We start from the raw sequence: 19,821 nt of genomic DNA, 5'->3' as shown, positions 1-19,821 counted from the left end.
AGGCCATGGACATGGCATCGCATCCTACGCCCCCTCTGCCGTGCGCGCCGGAAATGGCACAGCGCGCACGCTGGTCGGCGCTGGCGCAGGACGCGGCGGAGGCCAATGCCTTTTACGCGCCCGACATGCTGGGCGCGGCGATCGACCATCTGGCGTCCGACGGCACGGTGCGGATGATCGAAGCGCGGGACGGCGCGGAGCTGATCGGGCTGCTGCCGGTCGTACTGCGTCAGCGGCACGGGCGACTGCCCATTGGCTGCGTGGCGAACTGGATGCACGATCATTGCTTCTTTGGCGCGCCAGTGATCCGGCGCGGGCGCGAAGTCGCCGCATGGCGTGGGTTGTTGCAACAACTGGACGATGCACCATGGGCGCGGGGATTCCTGCATCTTCAGGCGCTGGATGCTGCTGGAGCCAATGCCGCCGCGCTGGAAGCGGTGTGCGTGGAGCAGCGGCGCGGGCGGCGCGAAATTCATCGCTATGACCGGGCGATGCTGCGATCCGACCTGACCGCCGATGCTTATTGGGACACGCATGTCCGGTCCAAGAAACGCAAGGAATTGCGCCGCCTGCAAAAGCGACTGGCGGATATGGGAACGGTGGAGCAGCACTTGCTGGTCGAGCCGCGCGAATTACCACGCTGGTGCGCGGATTTTCTGGCGCTGGAAGCATCGGGATGGAAGGGTCGCGAAGGCACGGCGCTGTCGTGCAAGCCTGCCGATGCCGCTTTTTTTCGCGCGGCCTGCGCCGCTGCGTTCGAGGCCGGACGGCTGCATATGTTGCGCATCGACCTGGATGGCCGGGCGATCGCAATGCTGGCCAATTTCCGCCATGGCGCGGGAGCATTCTCTTTCAAGATCGCATTCGATGAAGAACTGGGCCGCTTTTCGCCCGGCGTGCTGATCGAGATCGCCAATCTGCATGCTGTGCAGGCGGACGATGCGATCGCATGGATGGACAGTTGCGCAGCGCCCGGCCATCCGATGATCGACAGCCTGTGGGCGGAGCGGCGCACGATCGTGCAATATCGCATCGCCCTGCATGGATCGGGCGTCGCGCGGATGCAGCGCAGCGCTGCCTTTGCCATCGCTAATGGCGTTGAAACGATGGCGAGCATGATGAAAGGACGCGGATGACCGCTCATGGCCCGATTGCGCGCGGGGACGCGGCGATCTTTTCCGATGCGACGCGTGCGACCTTTGCAGCCGCCTATCCTGATCGGCCAGTCACTCTGGCGCATGGGCTGGTCGGGCATGACCTGCTGACGCTCGACGCGCTGGCGGTGCTGGCCGAACGGATGCCCGCGTCGAGCGTGGAATATAATCTGGGCAAGCTGCCGCTGGGTGTGCGGCCCGAAGATACGCCGACCAACGGCCTGACACTGGGCGAGACGATCCGCACGATCGAAAGCAATGGCAGTTGGGCGGTGTTGAAGAATGTCGAGCGCGACCCGGCCTATGCTGCGCTGCTCGACGCGGCACTGGCCGAGCTGGAGGCGATCGTGCGCGCGGCTACCGGGCCGATGCTACATCGCGAAGCCTTCATATTCCTAACGTCGCCGGGCAGCGTCACGCCATTTCATATGGACCCGGAGCATAATATCCTGCTCCAGATCATGGGCAGCAAGGTCATGACGGTGTTCCCGGCGCGCGACGAAACGCTGGTCCCTGCGCAGAAGAGCGAAGAGTTTCATGACGGCGGCCATCGCAACCTCGTCTGGCAGGATGGGTTCAAATCGCGTGGCACCCCCTTTCCCATGACGCCGGGCGATGCCGTCCATGTGCCGGTCAAGGCACCGCATTTCGTGGAAAACGGCCCCGCCGTATCGGTCAGCCTGTCGGTGACATGGCGGTCGGAACGCAGCGTGGCGGAAGGCGAGCTGCACAGTTTCAACGCGCTGCTGCGCAAACGCAAGCTGCCGATCGGACAGGTGAGCCAGCAACCGGAGCGTCAGGGCATCCGGCGTCTGGCCTATCGCATCATGCGGAAGCTGGGCGCTTAAGCAACCGGCGCAGGACCGCTTCCGCCTCCAGCCGAGGGCTGAAGCGTTCCAGTCTCCACCATTCGAGGCTTTCTTCGCAGGTGGAGAGGCTTTGTTTATACCGATCCTTGCCCGCCAGCAGCGAATAGAGCGACAGGCTGCGGGCGGCATAATGATCGACCGCCGCCGTGTGGCAGAGCAGGCCGGGCTTGTCCTTGGCCGTGCGCGGATCGGCGAAGGCGGACTGGTAATTGAGCGCCTGCCCCCGATGCACGAAATTGACGAGCAGCCCGACCAGACCGCCCGCGTCGGTAAAACGCATGACCTCCACCGACCCATCCGTCAGCCCGCGCGCGGCGATCGTCGCGACGAAGCGGCGAAAGCCTTCGTCATCCCACGCATTGTCGGCATGGCGCCCCCGGTTCAACGTCGCCATTTCATCCAGCCATGGGGCGATATCGTTCAGCCCGGCCACCTCGACTTCTGGCAGCGTGCCGCCATGATCCTTGATCGCGCGGCGGATCTGGCTGCGTGTGTTGCTGCTGAGCAGGGAGAGGTAATCGCCTCCCGCCCTGCGCACGGCTGTCAGATCGACCTGATACACAGGTGCGTGATCGACCCGCGTGCGACGGCGGGCGGGTAGCGCCAGCAGGGGTGAATCCGGCGCGATGCCAGCCAGCGTCAGCGCGCGCCAGTCGCGGCGACGGTCCAGCGCGGCGATGGCGGCGACGGTGGCATCCGCCTCTTGGCCCTGCGCGCTCAGCAGGCCGTTATATTCGACATAGGGCCGGTCGGCGGTGGGGTCACCAGACTGGTTGAGATGCAGGGTGGCGACGCGGCCGGTCAGGCGCGGGCGCAAAGCATGGCCGACCAGCGCGAGAGCGACATCGCGCCCCTGATCGTCGGTGACGGTGAGCAGGTCGGGGCGGACGCCATAGCTGTCGAGCCAGCTTCCGGTCCATGTCCATCCCAGAAAGAAGGACGACGCGTGCGATCGCGCCTCCAGCGCCTGCCAGCGTGAGGCCAGCGCTGCCCGGTCGGGTAGCGGGGAAAATTGCGCGGTCAGGCTCATCGCGCCCTTGTGGCAGAGCCGCGCGTCCGGTCAAGCGCGGCGGCTGCGCTTTCAGCCCTGCCGCCGCTGCGCCGGATCGACCGTGCCGTCGGGACGCACGCCTGCGTGGGCCAGGTCGTGACGCATGCGACCGGTCATGAAGCGAAACCACATCCGGAAGTCGGCGCGCAGCGACCAGAGCGGATAGCGAAATGTGGCGGGCCGGTTATGCTCGATCAGGCTATGCCCCGCCCAGGCGAAGCCGTAGCCTGCCAATGGCACAGCCAAGGCCAACCACTTATGGGGCGTGACCGGAGCACTGGCGAGCATCAGGACGACCAGACTGGTCCCGGCATAGTGCAGAGCCCGCGTGCCGGGACGCGCATGTTCCTGAAGATAATAGGGCCAGAAATCCTGGAATCGGGTAATGGGCACGATCATCCTCTCCTGCCCTATCTATCGAAAAACCCGATCCGGATTAAGCCTGTTGCGTCAGGCCGTGGCGCGATTGGGGGCGAACAGAAAATAGTCGAAAGCGGCGCGCGCCGCTTCGGCCATGATGCGATCACGCGCGTCATGCCCTTTATGATCCTGCATCACGAACACGGTGATGGCGAACAGCCGTCCGTCCGGCAGAGTGACGACGCCGGTATCGTTGCCGGTCCCGTTGAGCGACCCGGTCTTGTGCGCGATGCGCGTACCGGGCGGCAACATGCCCGACAGGCGCGCTTTGCCCGTGCGGCAATGTTCCATGATCGACAACATAGCGACGGTGCTGGCGGGCTTGAGCGCCCGACCAGTGCGGATCGCGGCGACCAGATCGGTCATGGCGGCCGGCGTGGCGGTATCGCGCGGATCGCGGGCGAAGGCGATATTGGGCATGTCGCGCGCATCGCGTGTCCGCAGAGCCGGGTTCGCCGCCATGGCCGCTGCCACGTTGCGATTGAAATTGCCGGGGCGCGGGGTCAGGTCCATCGCGCGATAGAGCAGGTCGGCGGTATTGCTATCGACGCGCAAGCCACGGATGCCCAGCCCTGCGACCCAGGCATTGACGGCGACCGGGCCACCGGCACGGGCGACCAGAACGTCGGTGGCGTTATTGTCGCTGCGGGTCAGCATCAGGTCGAGCAGCGTTGCGACCGACAAGGTGCCGATCGACCCGACCTGCGCCGGTTCGGGCGGCAGCATGTCGGCCAGCGTTACCTCCCCCGCATCGACCATGGCGAAGATGCGGCCTGCCACTGCGACCTTGTAAGCGCTGGCCATCGGGAACAGCATGTCGCCGTTAAGCGCAAGCGTTTCCCCTGTCCCCAGATCCTTGACCGTGATGCCCACGGTGCCGTCGGTCAATGCAGCGAAGCGTTGAAACTGGCCCAGCAAGCGCGCCTCCGCACTTTCCTGCACCTGCGTCCTGGCCGGACCGAAAGCGTCGGCCGTGGGCAGAGGCGTGAGGAACAGGCCGCAGGCGGCGGCAAGGGCGCTGAACGGGCGTAGAAATGGCATGGCTCATATTCGCGGATGCGCGGCCCGCGTGCAAGAGCGTTGACAGTGGTTTTGCACGCAGGCCATCTGCGGCGCATGAACGCACCAAACACATTGCACGAAAGCTGGCACACGGCGCTGGCCGATCAGTTCGGCGCCCCGCATATGCAGGGTCTCAAGGCCTTTCTGGAAGCGGAGAAGGCAGCAGGGAAACGCATTTTTCCCAAGGGCAGCGAATATTTTCGCGCGCTGAACCTGACGCCGCTGGACGATGTGAAGGTCGTGATATTGGGGCAAGACCCCTATCATGGCGAGGGACAGGCCCATGGCCTGTGCTTTTCCGTGCGCCCCGACGTGCGTATTCCACCATCGCTAGTCAACATCTACAAGGAAATGGAAAACGACCTGGGCCTGCCGCGCGCCCGCCACGGCTTTCTGGAGCATTGGGCGCGGCAGGGCGTGTTGCTGCTCAACAGCGTGCTGACGGTGGAGATGGGTCGTGCGGCATCGCATCAGGGTAAGGGGTGGGAGACATTCACCGACGCCGTGATCCGGGCGGTGGCGGCGCAATCCGCATCGACCGTATTCCTGCTATGGGGTGCTTACGCGCAGCGCAAGGCGGCATTCGTGGATCAGGACCGCCATCTTGTGCTGAAATCGGCGCACCCTTCCCCGCTATCCGCACATAACGGGTTCCTGGGCAGCCGCCCCTTTTCGCAGGCCAATGCCTTTCTGAAAGCAAAGGGGCGCGGCGCAATCGACTGGGCCTTACCGCCTGTCGGGGAGACGCAGCGCACGCTTTCGATCTGAAGTCCTGAAAAATTTCTAGCTGAACGGAGCATAACAGGTCGGTTCAGCATTGGCATAGGACGATGATGGCATACCCTGATTCGTAATCACAAGATTTCGGGTTAGAGGAGAAATATCATGAACATCCGCAAAGCCATTATGGCCGCTGCACTGACCGCTGCTACCATGACTGCGGTCATCCCGTCGGCATCCTATGCGCGCCATGACGATCGTCGCGGACATCATCGCGAATATCGCGGTGATCGTGATCGCGGTGATCGCTATGTGGACCGTCGCAACTATCGTGGTGATCGCAATGATCGCTATCGCTGCCGCAAGTCGGGCGGCACCACCGGGTTGCTGGTGGGTGGCGTAGCCGGTGCGTTGCTGGGCCGGGCCGTCGATACACGCGGCGAACGCACGACGGGCACTGTCCTTGGCGCAGGCGCAGGCGCGCTGGCAGGCCGGGCGATCGACCGCAACGGCAGCTGCTAAATTCGACAAAGGGTCGGCGTTCACATGGACGCCGACCCTTTTTTATGAGTGCGCTTCGATGAAGATCGACGCCCGGACAAAGTGAGGCCCGGTCCTGCTTGCGCAGGCCGGGCCTTCGTTCCTCTCCAAACTGGTAGAGCGTCAGCCGTCGTAATCGCCGCCGATATTCTGGTTACGCGGTGGCGCGGCGGCGGTCAGGCGCAGAGCCTCCGCCGACTGGGCGATCGATCCGATCTCATCAGGCGTATCGTCATCATCGATCTGCACCTTTTGCAGAGACGCGACGACCGAATCATGCAGATCGGCCGGCAAGACAGTTTCTTCCGCGATTTCGCGCAGGGCAACGACGGGGTTTTTATCCCGGTCGCGGTCAATCGTCAGTTCGGCTCCACCCGAAATCTCCCGCGCGCGCTGGGCAGCGAGCAGAACAAGATCAAAACGGTTGGTAACCTTGTCGACACAATCTTCGACGGTAACGCGGGCCAAACGGGCCTCCCTGAAACAGCAAAGGGGAATTACGAACCGGTCGCCTAGCAGCACACCCCCATGAAGTCAATGAAAGGCCATAAAGCCATAGCGATGTGCGCCTAAAAACGGCATGAGGTCGCCATGGCCACGCGTGAACCCACCCCCGACCATGACCTGCAAGCCTGTGGCGCGGACGATATAGACTTCACGCTGAACGGCAATCATCTGCGCCTGATCGCGCGCGGCAGCGTGTTGCGCACCACGCTCATCGCCCTGATCGAGAGCGCACGCAGTAGCCTGAAACTCTATTATTATATCTTTGCACGCGATGAGAGTGGGCTTCTGGTTCGCAACGCGCTGATAGCGGCGCAGGCGCGCGGGGTGGCGGTGACGTTGATGGTCGATGGCTTCGGAACGGCGGATACGCCCGACGATTTCTTTGCGCCGCTGATCGACGCAGGCGCGCAGTTCGCTCGGTTCGGCACGAAGCGATCGACCCGATACCTGATCCGCAATCATCAGAAGATGGCCATCGCCGACGATAAACGGTTGATGATTGGCGGCTTCAATATCGAAGATGGCTATTTCGGCATCCCGCCGGAAGATTGCTGGCTGGACCTGGGCCTGTGGATCGAAGGGCCGCAGGTCCAGGCGATGACGCTGTGGTACGAGAAATTGTGGCGCTGGGTCGCGTCGCGCGGGCAGAGGTTTCGGACCTTGCGCTATATGGTGCGCAGTTGGCATCCCACGCTGCACCACGAACCCGCCGATCCGTTCCGCTGGCTGATCGGCGGGCCGACCCGGCGGCTCAGCCCATGGGCCAAAGTGGTGAAACACGACCTGGAGCAGGCGCGGCGGGTCGATATGATCGCGGCCTATTTCTCGCCGGGCCGGGGCATGCTCAAGCGAGTCGCACGCGCGGCACAGCGGGATGGCGCGCGGATCATATTGCCTGCGCGGTCCGACAATGGCGCGACAGTGGCGGCAGCGCGGCTGCTCTATGGGCCCTTGCTGAAACGCGGGGTGGAGATCGGCGAATATCAGCCGTGCAAGCTGCACATGAAGCTGATCGTCATCGACGATGCGGTGTTTATCGGGTCGGCCAATTTCGACATGCGCAGTCTGTTCGTGAACCTGGAAATCATGCTGCGAATCGACGATGGCGATTTCGCGCGGCAGGTTCGTCGGTTCATCGATGCACGGTGGAGCGAGAGCAAGGCGATCACGCTGGAGAGCCATAGGGCCAGCTGGACGATGCTGACGCTGGTCAAGCGGTGGATCAGCTATCTGCTGGTCGGTGTGCTGGACTATACGGTGACGCGGCGGCTCAATTTTCGCGATCCCGACGCGGATTGATGTCGTGGAGGAGGCGAAGCGCCCCCTCCCCATATGATTACATCTTGATCGCGTTGCGGAACATCACGATGGCGATGATGATCAGATAGACGCCGAAGATTTTCTTGAGCGGCTTGGCAGGCAACGCATGGGCCGCCGCCACGCCGAGTGGCGCGGTCATGACCGACATGGAGGCGATGGCCAGCGTCGCGGGCACGTTGACATAGCCCAGCGATCCCCAAGGCAAGCCGGTTTCCTTCAGGCCGATCAGTGCGAAGCCGATGGCGCTGGGGATGGCGATCAGCGTGCCGATACCCGAAGCCGTCGCGATGGCGCGGTGGATGGACCGCCCGCACAGCGTCATGACCATGATGGCGATGGTGCCGCCACCAATGCCCAGCAGGGCGGAAAACGTCCCAAGCCCACCGGCGATGCCGACGCGGGCGATGCCGGATGGCATGTTATCGCTGATCACCTTGTCGCCGACCTTGGGCAACAGGAAGTTGAGCGACATCAGGAACACGCCGACCGCGAAGATCATGGTCAGGATGCGGCCATCGACATGGCCCGCCAGCATGACGCCGATGCCGTCGCCCAGGATGATCCAGGGCGCCCAGGTCTTGAGGATGTCAAACTCCACCGCGCCGCGCTTGGCATGAGACAGAAGCGAGCGGATGGAGGTGACGATGATCGTCGCCGCCGATGTGCCGATGGCTACGTGGGCGATGGCGTCATGCGTTCCGCCCAACAGTGGCAGGACGACAAAGAGCGCAGGCACGACCACGAAGCCGCCGCCAATGCCGAATATTCCCGCAGCGAAGCCCGCAAAGAGGCCAGCCCCCAGCATGGCGACCAGCGGCAAGAGCCAGGTCATCAGATCCATCTGCATCAGCACGCCCCCCCTGCCAGCGACCACATCGTGTTTTTGCCGTTGCGCGCGCCCGTGAAGGCCAAGGCTGCGGATGAAGGGAAATCGACCATGTCGTTGAACCAATGCCTCTCTTCGGCGGAAACCAGCGTAAGAGCGACGTTTGAGACACTCTTGCGGGGATAGACGAAGCAGCGCGGCTAACCCGCAAGCCTTTGCGATAAAAGCATGTAGCCCAACGCAAAACGGCGCCGGTCCGTGAGGACCGACGCCGCAAAAGAGATGAAGGCAGGGCTGGTTAAGCCAGCGCGTCTTCCGCCGAAGTGTAGGGCAGGCCCAGATCTTCGGCGACCGCCTGATAGGTGACCTTGCCATTCCACACGTTCAGGCCCGCGCGCAGATGCGGGTCGCGACGCAGCGCGTCCTTCCACCCCAGTTCGGCGATGCGCAGGGCGTGGGGCAGCGTGACATTGTTGAGCGCATAGGTGCTGGTGCGCGCAACTGCGCCGGGCATGTTCGCGACGCAATAATGGACAACGCCATCGAAGATATAGGTCGGATCGGCGTGGGTCGTGGCGTGGCTGCTTTCAAAGCAGCCGCCCTGATCGATGGCGACATCGACCAGCACCGCGCCCTTCTTCATGGTCTTGAGCATGTCGGCGGTGACCAGCTTGGGTGCGGCCGCGCCGGGGATCAGCACCGCGCCGATGACGAGGTCGGCATCGGCCACACATTCGGCCAGGTTCGCGCGGTTGGAAAAGCGGGTCTTGGCGCGCGCTTCGAAATACATGCCGAGCTTTTCAAGCACTTCAGGGCTGCGGTCTAGGATAGTGACGTCCGCACCCAGCCCTGCAGCCATCTGCGCCGCGTTGAAACCGACGACGCCGCCGCCGATCACCGCAACCTTGGCAGGCAATACGCCGGGCACGCCGCCCAGCAGCACGCCGCGTCCGCCATGCGCCTTTTCCAAGGCGGTCGCGCCCGCCTGGATCGCCATACGGCCAGCGACCTGGCTCATGGGCTTGAGTAGTGGCAGGCCGCCGCTGGCGTCGGTGACAGTTTCATAGGCGATGCAGGTCGCGCCGGACGCGATCAGGTCGCGGGTCTGCTCAGAATCGGGTGCGAGGTGCAGGTAGGTGTAGAGTATCTGGCCGGGACGCAGCATCGCGCGTTCGCCCGGCTGCGGTTCCTTCACCTTCACGATCATTTCGGCGGTGGCGAAGATTTCGGCGGCGGTGGCGATGATGTCCGCGCCCGCCTTTTCATATAGAGCGTCGCTTGCGCCAATGCCGTCGCCCGCGCCGGTTTCTACCAGCACCCGATGGCCATGGGCCGTCAACTCGTGGACGCTTTCCGGCGTCAGGCCGACGCGATATTCGTGATTTTTGATTTCCTTGACGGTGCCGACAATCATCATGACTCTCCGAAATAAGAGGCGGGCTCTGGTCCGCGTCCTTGTGACGCGAATATAGCGTAAGCCGACCAGCGAATGTTCCCTGATTTCACCAGTTTCGCATAAGCGTTCGGGATGTTATCCCAAAGATGGTCAACTTAACGGGATTTCATTGCATGGATCGGTTCGACATCGCGATAATCGAAGCGCTGCAGAGTGATTCGCGTCGGTCGATGGCGGAATTGGGGGAAAAGGTCGGCCTCTCTGCTTCGGCCTGCCACAGGCGCGTCAAGGCGCTGGAGGATGGCGGCGCGATTGCGGGTTATGCCGCGCGGCTCGATCCGGTCGCGCTGGGGCTGGACCTGCTGGCCTTTGTGGAGATTTCGCTGACCAGCCAGAGCCGCGAGGCCATGGACCGGTTCGAGCGCGCGGTGGCGGACTTTCCCGAAATTCTCGAATGTCACCTGATGGCGGGGCATGCCGACTATCTGCTGCGCGTGGCGGCGGCCGATCTCAACGGATTCGATGCCGTTCATCGCGACTGCCTGGCGCGCCTGCCGGGCGTATCGGCGATCCGCACCAGCTTCGCGATCCGGCGCATCCGCGACTTGCGCGGCTATCATCTGCGCGCGATCAGGGCGTCGTCTTAAACTGCGCCTATCGTTGCCAGTGGGAATCCGCCAGCTTGAAGCGTTCCTGCGCCATGAGCCGCACGCCGGCATTGGGCGCGCCATAGCCTTCATAGCCAAGCCTTTCGACGAATTCGAAGAAGAAACGCCGTTGAAAGGCGCGGCTGTATAGCTGCCAATATTCCCCGTCCCCGCTGCGATCGTAGAGGATATTGGCATCGGCCAAGCCGGTCCGGGCCTTTTGGTCGAAGCCGAACCGTGCGACCAGATCGGCATAATAATTGTCGGACACGGACAGCGTTTCCGCTCCGCTGCCTGCGAGACTACTGGCCTTGGCGATCAGGTCGGGCGTCGCGAAGGCGATATGCTGATACCCGCCGCCGAAATTATGTTCGACAAAGCGGGACGAGAGGGTGCGATTGGCCTCCGACGCGTTAAGCGTGATGCGCAGTGCGCCGTCGGCCGATTGCAACGGCTGGCTCAGCACCAGGCCGGACGGGTCGATGACGTCGGCCTGCGGGCTTTGCTCCAGCCCGAAAAGCGAGCGCCAATAGAGTTGCCACGACAGATATTCCTCGATCGGGACAACTGCCGCCAGATGATCGATGGCAAGCGGGGTCGTGTCGAAGGATTCGCCGGTCGCGTCGAACTCCCTGTCCCATAACGCCCCCGCGTCCCCTTGTTCGACAAGATAGACGAGGCTGCCGCCGATACCGCGCAGGGCGGGAACGGCCAGATTGCCGGGCGCGTCCTTTTCGCCGATCGTCTGGATGCCCAGATGATGCGCGCGCGCGGCGACTTCATTCTGATCCGCCACGACCAGCCCGACCGCGCAGATCGACGGACCGTGGGTGATGGCGAAGCTGTGGCCGAAACCGGACGGTTCGGCGTTGATGACCAGATTGACCGATCCCGATTGCCAGCGGGAGACGGCCTTGCTGCGATGCATGCCGGTGCGGGTGAAGCCGACCGACCGGAACATGGCCTCCAGATCCGGAACGTCGCGATGTTCGACGGCGAACTCGATGAACTCGGGCTGCACTTGAATTGGGGGCGCAGGGATCGGCGACATCTTGCCAAGCAGACGCCCGGCGGCATCCTCCACATGGCGGAGCGAGCGCAATCCGTCCGCCGCGATCAGGTCCGCCGACCAGCCACGAAACCGGTCGTTGAAGATTTCGAGCGAGAGCGGCCCGGTGTATCCGGTCTTGCGAATTTCCGCGACATATTCGCTGACGGGCAGGCCGCCCTGGCCCGGAAAATTGCGGAAATGCCGGCTCCAGTAAAGCAGGTCCATGTCCAGTTTCGGCGCGTCAGCCAATTGGACGAAGGCGATCTTGTCGCCGGGGATCGCGCTGATGCTTTCGGTCGGGATTCCACGGGACAGGGAATGGAAACTGTCGAGGATGATGCCGATGGCGGGGTGATCAACTTCCTCCACGATCGCCCATGCATCGCGATGATCGAAGATATGGCGGCCCCAGGCAAGCGCCTCATAGCCCACGATAATCCCGCGCTTTGCGGCGCGCTCGCCCAGTTCGCGCAGGTCTGTGACGATACGGCTGCGCTCGCCCAGCGACTGGGGGGAACAGTTGGAGCAGACGAGGATGCGATCCGTGCCCAGTTCGCCCATCAGGTCGAATTTGGCCTCCGCACGGTCGAAAGCCTGCTGGCGCAGCAATCCGGGCATGCCTTCGAAATCGCGGAAGGGCTGGTAGAGGAGGCAGGCAAGGCCCAGGTCGTCCATCAACGCCTTGATGTCCCGAGGCGGCAGCGAACAGCCAATCAGGTCATTTTCGAATATCTCCACCCCGTCGAAGCCGGCTGCGGCTGCCGCGCGCAGCTTTTCCTCCAGCGTGCCGCTGAGCGAAACCGTGGCGATGCCGTACGTCATGCGCTCATTCCCTGTTCTGGTTTCCCGCGTTCAGTGCGACCCGGAAATTGTCGGCCATGCGGCGACTGTCCGCCTTGCGACCGGTAAAATGTTCAAACGCGCCTACGGCCTGAAAGACCGTCATGCCGCTTCCGTTCAGTGTCGCACAACCGGCTTCGTTAGCCTCACGCAAAAATTGCGTTTCCAGCGGAAAATAGACGATGTCCGTGACCCAGAGTTCGGGGCGCAGAAAGGCTTGCGGAACGGGGGAGCCGGGATAGCCAGTCATGCCGATCGGGGTGGCGTTGACGATGCCATCCGCCGCAGCGATTGCTGTGGCCAGATCCTGCCCCACCACGGCGCGCTGCGGGCCATGGGTGTCGCATAAAGCGTTGCAAAGTATTTGGGCGCGGTCGGCATTGGGATCGAACAGGGTCAGTTCCCTGACGCCCATATGCAGCAGCGCATGCGCAGTCGCCGACCCAGCGCCGCCTGCGCCCATTTGCACCACCCGATCGAACCGCGCCGTTGGCAGCCCGGTGCGGAGATTTTCGGCAAATCCGGTGACGTCCGTATTGAAGCCCAGACGTCGCCCTTCCCTGAACACCACCGTGTTCACCGCGCCGATCTGCCGCGCTTGAGGCGACAGGTCATCGAGATAGGCGATCACGGCCTGCTTATAGGGGTGGGTGATGTTCACGCCAGCGAACCCCGTGACCTGCAAGGCGTCGAGCAGGCGAGGCAGATGATCCGCGTCGGCTTTATCCGCCGCCAGATCAAACAGGCGATAAATCAGCCGAACGCCCTGCGCGTCCGCTTCGCTTTCATGCAGGAAAGGTGAGAGCGACGCCTGAATATCGCGTCCGATCAGACCGGTCAGATAACGCGCGGTGGCGGTGCGTGCATGGGTCAAGATCGTCATATCCAAAGAGAGAATGGCCGCCTCCGCCCGCAGAAGACGAAGGCGGCAGAAAGGTCAGAAGTTGAATTTCGCGCCGACGTAGAAGGACCGGCCGACCATGTCGTAAGTGCCTGCGTCCGTGCCATTCTGCGAACTGGCGACGAAGGGTATGGCTTTGTCGAACAGGTTGGTGATGCCACCGCGCAGCTGGAAATTGTCCGTGACATCCACCGTGGAGAAGATGTCGAACAGATTATAGGGCTTTACCCCCACCTGTTCGGCGGCTGGCGTCGTGATCGCGCTGATGTCGCGCAGCTTGCCCTGATAGCGCCAGCGCATGCCGATGCCGAAGACATCGGAGCTATAGCCGACGGTCGTCAGTGCCTTCCACTTGGGCAGGGGACGGCCCGGTGTGCTGGTGCCCACGAAGTCCTGCGATGCTGAACCGGGCAGGGTCTGCACCTTATAATGGTTGAGCCAGCCGACAGCGGACGAAGCATAGATTTTGCCCGACCCGTTGCCGATGCCTGCGTCCCCCAGTTTCAGCGACCAGTTGACCTGAACATCGACGCCATCGGTGTCGAGCGCGCCCAGGTTGAGATACGGCTGGGCGATGGCGACAAGCTGGCCAGTGGGATCGCGCTGAATCAACTGGCAGAATTCGTTGCTGTTCGAATAGCTGCTGTTCGACCCGTCGAGATTATAGCATTTGGCCAGAACGGTGAGACCATTGATGGTCGAAATGACGTTGCGGATCTTGATGTTGTAATAATCGACCGACAGCGAGAAGCCGTTCAGCCAGGGCGACGAGAATTTCGGGTTCAGCACGAAGCCGACGTTGAAGGTGTTGGCCTTTTCCGGGGTCAGGCTGCTGTTGCCCTGAATGTTGCCGCCGGTCGCGGTGGTCGCAAACTGGTAGGCGTCGATGGCCGCGCCCGGAATGCCCTGCGCCAGGCAAAGTCCGCGAACCTGCGCGCCGTTCGCCCCGGTGCGCGCGGGCGAGCGGGTGTCGCACGGATCGCCGATAGCCGACGGTGGCGTGCCGATCGCGAGTTGCGATCCCGTGACGGGCGAGAAGAGTTCACCGATATTGGGCGCACGCACCGCCCGCTGATAGCTGCCACGAATCAGCAGCGCCTGGATCGGCTGCCACCGGCCATCAAATTCATAGCTTTTGACGCTGCCCGACGGCTTATAGTCCGAATAACGAAAGGCCGCGCCTACGCCCAGTTCGTGGAAGAAGGGCTTTTCCGACAGCAGCGGCACGTCGATTTGCGCCGCGAATTCCTTGACGCTGATCTCTCCGCGCGCGGCAGCAGAGCCGACGACCGATTCCACATTGTTGGACACCAGATCGGCGCTTGGGTCGTAGCGATAGGTATTTTTGCGATAGCCCGCAAGCACGGCCAGCTGGACGGGACCGGCGGGAAGATCGAACAGAGGGCCGTTGACCTGACCCTGCACCTGGGTCTGGGTCAGCCGTTCGTGGCTGTTGACCGTGGCGGTGATATATTGCTGGCAGGCCTGCGACAGCCGGGTTGAATTGGCGATGCTGAACGGATTGAACCCACCCTCGCACAGCGAGGCGCCGCCGTCGGCTGCGTTCAGCAACGTCTGCACGCGATTCTTCAGCACAGCGTTGAACATCGCCTGATTATGGACGGTTTCATCCCACGACACGAAGCCGTCGAATTTCCAAGATCCGGCGATCGTGCCTTTGAGGCCACCCAGATATTGCTGCACCCGGTAATTTTCGTCCCAGCCCTTGTCGCCTACGCCGACATAGCGCGAACTCCAGCGGAACGGCGCATTGGGGTTGGCCCGTGACGCCAGCAGCGTGCGCAGGTCGGTGGGGATGAAGGGGTTGGTGGTAGGGATGGTGGTAAAGGGCGCGAACTGCGTCAGGCTGCTGCCGCTCTCCGTGGTGACGGTGGAATCGACATAGAGGAACTGGCCATAGGCGGTCAGCGAGTCTGTGATGTCGAATTCGCCCTTTGCAAAGGCGGACTTGCGTTCAAATTCGTTGAGGATCTGAAGCTGCGGACCCACCGGCATGCGGACATTGCCGCCCACGACTGCATAAGCGCCCGTGCGTGGCCCCTGATAATTGACCGCACCTGTCTGCGCGAACAGCGACCCGTTGTCGTTAAAGCCCAGGTTCAGCGTGCGGTTGATCGGGGTGGTCACGCCATAGCGGGCGAACACGCCATTGAGCGCCGCCTGGCTTGGCAGGTTGAGCGCGTCGGGGACATATGTGCTGGTGCCGATGAAAGAAGACGGCACCTTGTCGGCGAAGAAGCCGCGCTGCGAGCCCGACAGCGGATCGCGATGGCCATAGCTGAACGCCAGCATCAGGCGACCGCGATCCTCCGCGAACTTCGTACCCAGCGCAACGGAGGCGTTGAACTTGCCATAGTCGCCACGGAAGCTGTCGCCATTCTGGACGTCGATACGCACGCCGTCGAAATAGCGGTCGGTCTTGAAATTGACGACGCCCGACATGGCATCCGACCCGTAAATGGCCGACGCACCGCCGGTGATGACATCGACCGACCCAATGATCGATTCCGGCAGGATGTTGATATCGACATTGCCGTTGATGTCCGACAACGGCAGACGACGGCCATCGAGCAGCACGAGGTTGCGGTTGGAACCCAGGCCGCGCAGGTTCAGCGTGGCGCGACCGCCCGCCCCTTGCCCGCCGGTGCCCGCATTGCCCGACGGCGTGAAGCCGGGAAGCTGATTGAGCGAATCTTCCAACGTGATCTGTCCGCTCTGCTGGACCAGTTCATCGGACACGGTCACGATCGGGCTGACCGCGACATTGTTAGGACGCGCGATCAGCGATCCGGTGACGACGATGTCGGCATTGTTGGGCTGATCCGTCGCAGCATTGGCTGCCGGGGGCGCCAGCGCGGTGGAGGCGGCATCCGCCGGCGCCTGATCCTGCGCATGAAGCGACGGCGCGGTAGCGCCCAATATCAAAGCTGCCAGCGATCCGCCCAATCGGAGCTGCGTGGTAACAGATGTTTTCATCCTATATCCTCCCTCTTATATTACTAACTTGTTCGTACATATTCGGACGTGAAGCCGTTGTTCGACTCAGTCCATTTCCACCCGTTTGACGTCCCCGACGATGAAGATGTAGGCGGCCGCCCCGACGAGTGCGAGGACGCCGATAAAAGCGAGCGCGCCATAGAAGGAGCCGGTCTGTCCGACAATCACGCCAACGACGATCGGCGTGACGATGCCCGCCAGATTGGCACAGAGGTTGAACACGCCGCCGGTCAATCCAATGAACTGTCGTGGCGCGACGTCGGAGATCAGCGTCCAGCCCAGATTGACCATGCCCTGACCAAAGAAGGCGATCGACATGATCGCGATGACCAGCGTGTTGCTCTGCACGAAATTGGCCAGCACGATCGTGGAGGCGAGCAGCAGGCCCGCGACGATCGGCAGCTTACGCCCGATATTGGCCGATCCGGTGCGACGGATGAGCCAGTCCGACACTTGCCCGCCCAGCAGCACACCGGCCGATGCAGCGATGTAAGGCAAGACGGCGAAGGTGCCGGACTTCAACCAGTCCATGCCCCGCTCGGTCGCCAGATAGGTGGGGAACCAGGTCAGGAAGAAGACCAGCGTCGAATTGCCGCAAAACTGCCCGATCGATGCGCCCAGTATCTGGCGGTGCGACAGCAGCCTGCGCACATTATGCCAGGAAAAGCGTACCGTGCCGGGCTGCGTCGATATGGTCAGGCCACCGCCCGCGCTGATATGGTCCAGTTCCGCCTGATTGACGCGTTGATGGTCGGCCGGATCGCGATAACGGGCGTACATCAACAGGCCAAAGGCGACGCCCAGCGATCCGGCAATCACGAACAGCGCGCGCCAGCCGAAGCTGCCCACGATCCAGAAAAGGACAGGGCTGAAGAAGGCTAACCCCGCATATTGCCCCACGGCATAGACTGAATTGGCCCGCGCGCGTTCATTTTGGGGGAACCAACTGCTCAGAATACGGCTGTTGCATGGGTAGCAGGGCGCTTCCGCCACGCCCAGCGCCAGACGGAAGCCGAACAACATCGCCACATTGCCAGCCAAACCGTGAAGCAGGGTGAAGATGGACCAGAGAACCAGCGATCCGGCATAGGTGATCCGCGTGCCCAACCGGTCAAGGATCAGGCCGCCGGGAATCTGCGCCGCAGCGTAGGTCCATGAGAAGGCGGAGAAGATGAAGCCCATCATCTCCGGCGAAATCCTGAGTTCGGCGGTAAGCGAAGGCGCGGCCACGCCCATGACCGCGCGATCCATATAGTTGATGAGCGTCGCCACGCTGATGAGACCCAATATGCCGAAGCGCGTGCCAGTGCGGCGCTGGGTCTGGATGCCTGCGCTCATGCCGCGTTCCGCCGGTCGATCTGGAGCAGATGGCGCATCGCCAGCGCATAGCCGTCGGTGCCCATGCCCGACAGGATCGCCGTGACCGATCGGGTCATGATGGATCGCGCGCGCCATTCCTCATCACGGCGATGGATGTTGGAGATATGCACCTCGATAATCGGGCAATCGCACATTTTGAGCGCGTCCAGCACCGGGTATCCGGCATAGGAGAAAGCCGCCGGGTTGATGATGATGCCAAAAGCACCGACGCGGGCGTCGTGCAGCCAGCCGATCATCTCTGCCTCGGCATTAGTCTGGCGAAAGATCAGGTCGATGCCCGTCCCCTCCAGCTCGCGCGCGCAGGCGGCCTGCACGTCAGCGAGCGTCTGGCTGCCATAAATGTGCGGTTCGCGCACGCCCAGCATGTCCAGATTGGGTCCGTTCAGCACATGAATGAAACGCTGGCCCATGACTGGCCCGATCCTCCCCTGCCTGCCGGGATAAGGTTCCCGATCCTGCAAAACTTATTTACGCCCGACATATCGATCGTGCAAGCGAAATGTACGAACTAGTTCATACATCAATTACGCAGGGGCTGCGCGGCAATCCGGTCGGCCTGATAGGAACCGAGCCATAGCGCGCCGCCTACGATCACCGCCGCCGATACGCCGTTGAAGACTGGATCAGGGGGACCATAGGCAACCAACGAGAATCGGCGCGTCTCAGGTTCTAGTTGCGCTACCACCCAGCCCCTGTGGCAGGCCATTCCGTCAGCGACGCCATCGACGATTTGCCGCACGCCGCCGCAGGCCGGTTCGTCGCGCACCATACCGGCAAGCAGCAGTCGGCTGCCGTCCCAATGGATATTGTCGGGCATGAACTCGGGTGCCTGCACGCGCCAGAGCGGCTGGCGTGTGTTGCGCCGCGCATAGGCGACCACTTCACGGCTGCCAAAGGCGATGACGTAGAAGCCACTGTCGTCCTTCGCCGTTTCGAGGCCATTATTGCCGGGCAGTTCCGTTCCCGGCAGCAATCGGAACGCAGCCTCCTCCGGCCCTCGTTCGAACACACCGCCCGTATCGCGACCCAGCACGAAGTCGGTGATGCTGGTGCCAGGTCGCGTCAGCACCGTCGCGATCACCGTGCCGTCGCTGTAGGAGGAAACGCTGTTGGCGACATGGCCCTGCGGCATGACAAGGCACCCCTGCCAGCGCAGGCGTGGTTGCACCGACGCATCGCGATAATCGACGTCGAACGCCTCGATCGATTCCCGCCCGCCATGGTTCACGACCAGCAGGCGCGCACGGCCGGGCGCAGTGGTCCGCAGATGAAGGCCGCGCGCGGTAAATAATGCCGGATCGGGTGGCGTGGCGCAATCAGGATAGCGTGGATCGCGCGCGATCTGGTCCGCCCTCCCCTCAAACCACGGCGTTACGCTGCGCGTGCGACTGTCGACGATCTTGAGACCCGCGCCGGTCGCGAAGCCGCTGGCGATGATCCAGGGGGTTTGCGGAATATGTGCCAGATCCTCCGGCTTCATCGCCCCGCAGGCGAAGGCGAATTGTGCGGTCGGGGCGCATGTGTCCTGCGTCGTCGCACTGGGCAGCGTGGCGCAACCGGCAAGCAGCAGCGCAGTCCACAGGAGGTGCGCGCATTTCATGTGACGCGATAGACCCGGATGCGGACGGATGGCTTGGGCGCGGCAGGCGGAGGCGCGCCGATGGTGCCGACGAACACGGCCTGATTGAGCCAGCCATGGGGACCATCGGGCGCTTCGAAGCTGGGGATCGTGCGCAGATAACGGCGCCGCGCGTCGGGCACGCGGCTGTTGGTCAGCCCCACATTGCGGACGTGGATGAGCGTGCCGTCGTCGGCCTGCATCATATAGTCCGCCTCGATCACGGTCCAGTTGTCTGCGCGCTGGAGTTGCCAGTCGGCCCCGCCCGATAGCACCCTGCCCCGGATGTTCGGGCCGCTGAAACTGCCGCCGGTGATCGGCACGCGCCGCCGGGTGCCGAGCGGCGTATGCCCTACTTCGACCGTCGGTTCTAGCGTCACCACCGCTTCATAGATGAACTCCAGCCCCGGTTCGTCCGCCACCGACGACTGTGCGACGTTGGTTAGCAGAACCGCAGCCAGCGTCGCCGCGCCGCCCGTCAGAAGGCTCCGCCGGTTCATG

At 63.0% G+C, this 19,821-nt stretch carries 19 protein-coding genes; 6 read left to right on the top strand and 13 right to left on the bottom strand.

Annotated features, from left to right (window positions below; genetic code table 11):
- The first annotated feature begins 5 nt into the window (after nt 1-5).
- The gene (locus WA070_RS15030; protein WP_422634734.1) at nt 6-1,136 is read left to right on the top strand and encodes a GNAT family N-acetyltransferase; all 1,131 of its coding nucleotides are present in this window, start codon (nt 6-8) and stop codon (nt 1,134-1,136) included.
- Nucleotides 1,133-2,002, top strand: a complete 870-nt coding sequence (locus tag WA070_RS15025; protein WP_422634733.1) for a cupin-like domain-containing protein — start codon at nt 1,133-1,135, stop codon at nt 2,000-2,002. The genes WA070_RS15030 and WA070_RS15025 overlap by 4 nt, the downstream gene beginning before the upstream one ends.
- Here the strand turns inward: WA070_RS15025 and WA070_RS15020 are convergent.
- The 3 genes from WA070_RS15020 to WA070_RS15010 are packed head-to-tail and all read right to left on the bottom strand — an operon-like array spanning nt 1,980 to nt 4,535.
- Nucleotides 1,980-3,053: a GNAT family N-acetyltransferase gene (locus WA070_RS15020; RefSeq protein ID WP_422634732.1), complete on the bottom strand. Its 1,074-nt coding sequence runs from the start codon at nt 3,051-3,053 to the stop codon at nt 1,980-1,982. The two genes, WA070_RS15025 and WA070_RS15020, sit on opposite strands and share 23 nt — an antisense overlap.
- A 51-nt stretch (nt 3,054-3,104) precedes the next feature.
- The gene (locus WA070_RS15015; RefSeq protein WP_422634731.1) at nt 3,105-3,473 is read right to left on the bottom strand and encodes an Mpo1-like protein; all 369 of its coding nucleotides are present in this window, start codon (nt 3,471-3,473) and stop codon (nt 3,105-3,107) included.
- A 51-nt stretch (nt 3,474-3,524) separates the two neighbouring features.
- On the bottom strand, nt 3,525-4,535 hold the full coding sequence (locus WA070_RS15010) for a serine hydrolase (protein WP_422634730.1): 1,011 nt from the start codon (nt 4,533-4,535) through the stop codon (nt 3,525-3,527).
- A 75-nt stretch (nt 4,536-4,610) separates the two neighbouring features.
- Here WA070_RS15010 and ung point away from each other — a divergent pair, with 75 nt between their 5' ends.
- The gene (gene ung / locus WA070_RS15005) at nt 4,611-5,324 is read left to right on the top strand and encodes a uracil-DNA glycosylase (protein ID WP_422634729.1); all 714 of its coding nucleotides are present in this window, start codon (nt 4,611-4,613) and stop codon (nt 5,322-5,324) included.
- A gap of 117 nt (nt 5,325-5,441) precedes the next feature.
- Nucleotides 5,442-5,798, top strand: a complete 357-nt coding sequence (locus WA070_RS15000) for a glycine zipper 2TM domain-containing protein (protein ID WP_422634728.1) — start codon at nt 5,442-5,444, stop codon at nt 5,796-5,798.
- A 141-nt stretch (nt 5,799-5,939) separates the two neighbouring features.
- On the opposite strand, the gene rpoZ is transcribed toward WA070_RS15000, so the two are convergent.
- Nucleotides 5,940-6,284, bottom strand: coding sequence for a DNA-directed RNA polymerase subunit omega (gene rpoZ, locus WA070_RS14995; protein ID WP_422634727.1), 345 nt, complete (start codon nt 6,282-6,284; stop codon nt 5,940-5,942).
- Between the two features lie 123 nt (nt 6,285-6,407).
- On the opposite strand from rpoZ, the gene WA070_RS14990 reads away from it, so the two are divergent.
- The gene (locus WA070_RS14990; protein ID WP_422634726.1) at nt 6,408-7,622 is read left to right on the top strand and encodes a phospholipase D-like domain-containing protein; all 1,215 of its coding nucleotides are present in this window, start codon (nt 6,408-6,410) and stop codon (nt 7,620-7,622) included.
- Between the two features lie 37 nt (nt 7,623-7,659).
- Here the strand turns inward: WA070_RS14990 and WA070_RS14985 are convergent, their stop codons facing one another.
- Both WA070_RS14985 and ald read right to left on the bottom strand, forming a co-directional pair.
- Complete coding sequence (locus tag WA070_RS14985) at nt 7,660-8,490, bottom strand: sulfite exporter TauE/SafE family protein (protein ID WP_422634910.1); 831 nt, start codon at nt 8,488-8,490, stop codon at nt 7,660-7,662.
- A 277-nt stretch (nt 8,491-8,767) separates the two neighbouring features.
- Nucleotides 8,768-9,883: an alanine dehydrogenase gene (gene ald / locus WA070_RS14980; RefSeq protein ID WP_422634909.1), complete on the bottom strand. Its 1,116-nt coding sequence runs from the start codon at nt 9,881-9,883 to the stop codon at nt 8,768-8,770.
- A 155-nt stretch (nt 9,884-10,038) separates the two neighbouring features.
- On the opposite strand from ald, the gene WA070_RS14975 reads away from it, so the two are divergent.
- The gene (locus WA070_RS14975; RefSeq protein ID WP_422634725.1) at nt 10,039-10,512 is read left to right on the top strand and encodes an Lrp/AsnC family transcriptional regulator; all 474 of its coding nucleotides are present in this window, start codon (nt 10,039-10,041) and stop codon (nt 10,510-10,512) included.
- 7 nt (nt 10,513-10,519) lie between these two features.
- Here WA070_RS14975 and WA070_RS14970 read toward each other — a convergent pair whose 3' ends face one another.
- The 7 genes from WA070_RS14970 to WA070_RS14940 all read right to left on the bottom strand — a co-directional run bounded on the left by WA070_RS14970 (nt 10,520) and on the right by WA070_RS14940 (nt 19,820).
- Nucleotides 10,520-12,385 (bottom strand): bifunctional sugar phosphate isomerase/epimerase/4-hydroxyphenylpyruvate dioxygenase family protein, encoded by a 1,866-nt coding sequence (locus WA070_RS14970; protein WP_422634724.1) that lies wholly within the window; start codon nt 12,383-12,385, stop codon nt 10,520-10,522.
- A gap of 4 nt (nt 12,386-12,389) precedes the next feature.
- A complete protein-coding gene (locus WA070_RS14965) occupies nt 12,390-13,286 on the bottom strand; it encodes a shikimate dehydrogenase (protein ID WP_422634723.1) in 897 nt (298 codons plus the stop codon).
- A 54-nt stretch (nt 13,287-13,340) separates the two neighbouring features.
- Entirely contained in the window at nt 13,341-16,301 is a 2,961-nt protein-coding gene (locus WA070_RS14960) for a TonB-dependent receptor domain-containing protein (RefSeq protein ID WP_422634722.1), read from the bottom strand.
- A 66-nt stretch (nt 16,302-16,367) separates the two neighbouring features.
- On the bottom strand, nt 16,368-17,660 hold the full coding sequence (locus WA070_RS14955; protein WP_422634721.1) for an MFS transporter: 1,293 nt from the start codon (nt 17,658-17,660) through the stop codon (nt 16,368-16,370).
- A complete protein-coding gene (locus WA070_RS14950; RefSeq protein ID WP_422634720.1) occupies nt 17,657-18,112 on the bottom strand; it encodes a type II 3-dehydroquinate dehydratase in 456 nt (151 codons plus the stop codon). Before WA070_RS14950 ends, WA070_RS14955 begins: the two co-directional genes overlap by 4 nt.
- Before the next feature lie 110 nt (nt 18,113-18,222).
- Nucleotides 18,223-19,302: a hypothetical protein gene (locus WA070_RS14945; protein WP_422634719.1), complete on the bottom strand. Its 1,080-nt coding sequence runs from the start codon at nt 19,300-19,302 to the stop codon at nt 18,223-18,225.
- On the bottom strand, nt 19,299-19,820 hold the full coding sequence (locus WA070_RS14940) for a DUF3237 domain-containing protein (RefSeq protein ID WP_422634718.1): 522 nt from the start codon (nt 19,818-19,820) through the stop codon (nt 19,299-19,301). Before WA070_RS14940 ends, WA070_RS14945 begins: the two co-directional genes overlap by 4 nt.
- Nucleotide 19,821: the final 1 nt, after the last annotated feature.

The organism is Sphingobium sp., assembly GCF_049304695.1.
In the GTDB taxonomy this organism is placed as follows: domain Bacteria; phylum Pseudomonadota; class Alphaproteobacteria; order Sphingomonadales; family Sphingomonadaceae; genus Sphingobium.
Note: the sequence above shows the minus strand (reverse complement) of the source record. Positions and strands in the feature narration are given on the sequence as shown.

What these genes read in the sequence shown, in the direction of transcription:
- WA070_RS15030 (WP_422634734.1), top strand. Translation starts at nt 6, where the DNA reads ATGGACATGGCATCGCATCCTACGCCCCCTCTGCCGTGCGCGCCGGAA.
- WA070_RS15025 (WP_422634733.1), top strand. Translation starts at nt 1,133, where the DNA reads ATGACCGCTCATGGCCCGATTGCGCGCGGGGACGCGGCGATCTTTTCC.
- WA070_RS15020 (WP_422634732.1), bottom strand. Translation starts at nt 3,053, where the DNA reads ATGAGCCTGACCGCGCAATTTTCCCCGCTACCCGACCGGGCAGCGCTG.
- WA070_RS15015 (WP_422634731.1), bottom strand. Translation starts at nt 3,473, where the DNA reads ATGATCGTGCCCATTACCCGATTCCAGGATTTCTGGCCCTATTATCTT.
- WA070_RS15010 (WP_422634730.1), bottom strand. Translation starts at nt 4,535, where the DNA reads ATGCCATTTCTACGCCCGTTCAGCGCCCTTGCCGCCGCCTGCGGCCTG.
- ung (WP_422634729.1), top strand. Translation starts at nt 4,611, where the DNA reads ATGAACGCACCAAACACATTGCACGAAAGCTGGCACACGGCGCTGGCC.
- WA070_RS15000 (WP_422634728.1), top strand. Translation starts at nt 5,442, where the DNA reads ATGAACATCCGCAAAGCCATTATGGCCGCTGCACTGACCGCTGCTACC.
- WA070_RS14990 (WP_422634726.1), top strand. Translation starts at nt 6,408, where the DNA reads ATGGCCACGCGTGAACCCACCCCCGACCATGACCTGCAAGCCTGTGGC.
- WA070_RS14985 (WP_422634910.1), bottom strand. Translation starts at nt 8,490, where the DNA reads ATGCAGATGGATCTGATGACCTGGCTCTTGCCGCTGGTCGCCATGCTG.
- ald (WP_422634909.1), bottom strand. Translation starts at nt 9,883, where the DNA reads ATGATTGTCGGCACCGTCAAGGAAATCAAAAATCACGAATATCGCGTC.
- WA070_RS14975 (WP_422634725.1), top strand. Translation starts at nt 10,039, where the DNA reads ATGGATCGGTTCGACATCGCGATAATCGAAGCGCTGCAGAGTGATTCG.
- WA070_RS14970 (WP_422634724.1), bottom strand. Translation starts at nt 12,385, where the DNA reads ATGACGTACGGCATCGCCACGGTTTCGCTCAGCGGCACGCTGGAGGAA.
- WA070_RS14965 (WP_422634723.1), bottom strand. Translation starts at nt 13,286, where the DNA reads ATGACGATCTTGACCCATGCACGCACCGCCACCGCGCGTTATCTGACC.
- WA070_RS14960 (WP_422634722.1), bottom strand. Translation starts at nt 16,301, where the DNA reads ATGAAAACATCTGTTACCACGCAGCTCCGATTGGGCGGATCGCTGGCA.
- WA070_RS14955 (WP_422634721.1), bottom strand. Translation starts at nt 17,660, where the DNA reads ATGAGCGCAGGCATCCAGACCCAGCGCCGCACTGGCACGCGCTTCGGC.
- WA070_RS14950 (WP_422634720.1), bottom strand. Translation starts at nt 18,112, where the DNA reads ATGGGCCAGCGTTTCATTCATGTGCTGAACGGACCCAATCTGGACATG.
- WA070_RS14945 (WP_422634719.1), bottom strand. Translation starts at nt 19,302, where the DNA reads ATGAAATGCGCGCACCTCCTGTGGACTGCGCTGCTGCTTGCCGGTTGC.
- WA070_RS14940 (WP_422634718.1), bottom strand. Translation starts at nt 19,820, where the DNA reads ATGAACCGGCGGAGCCTTCTGACGGGCGGCGCGGCGACGCTGGCTGCG.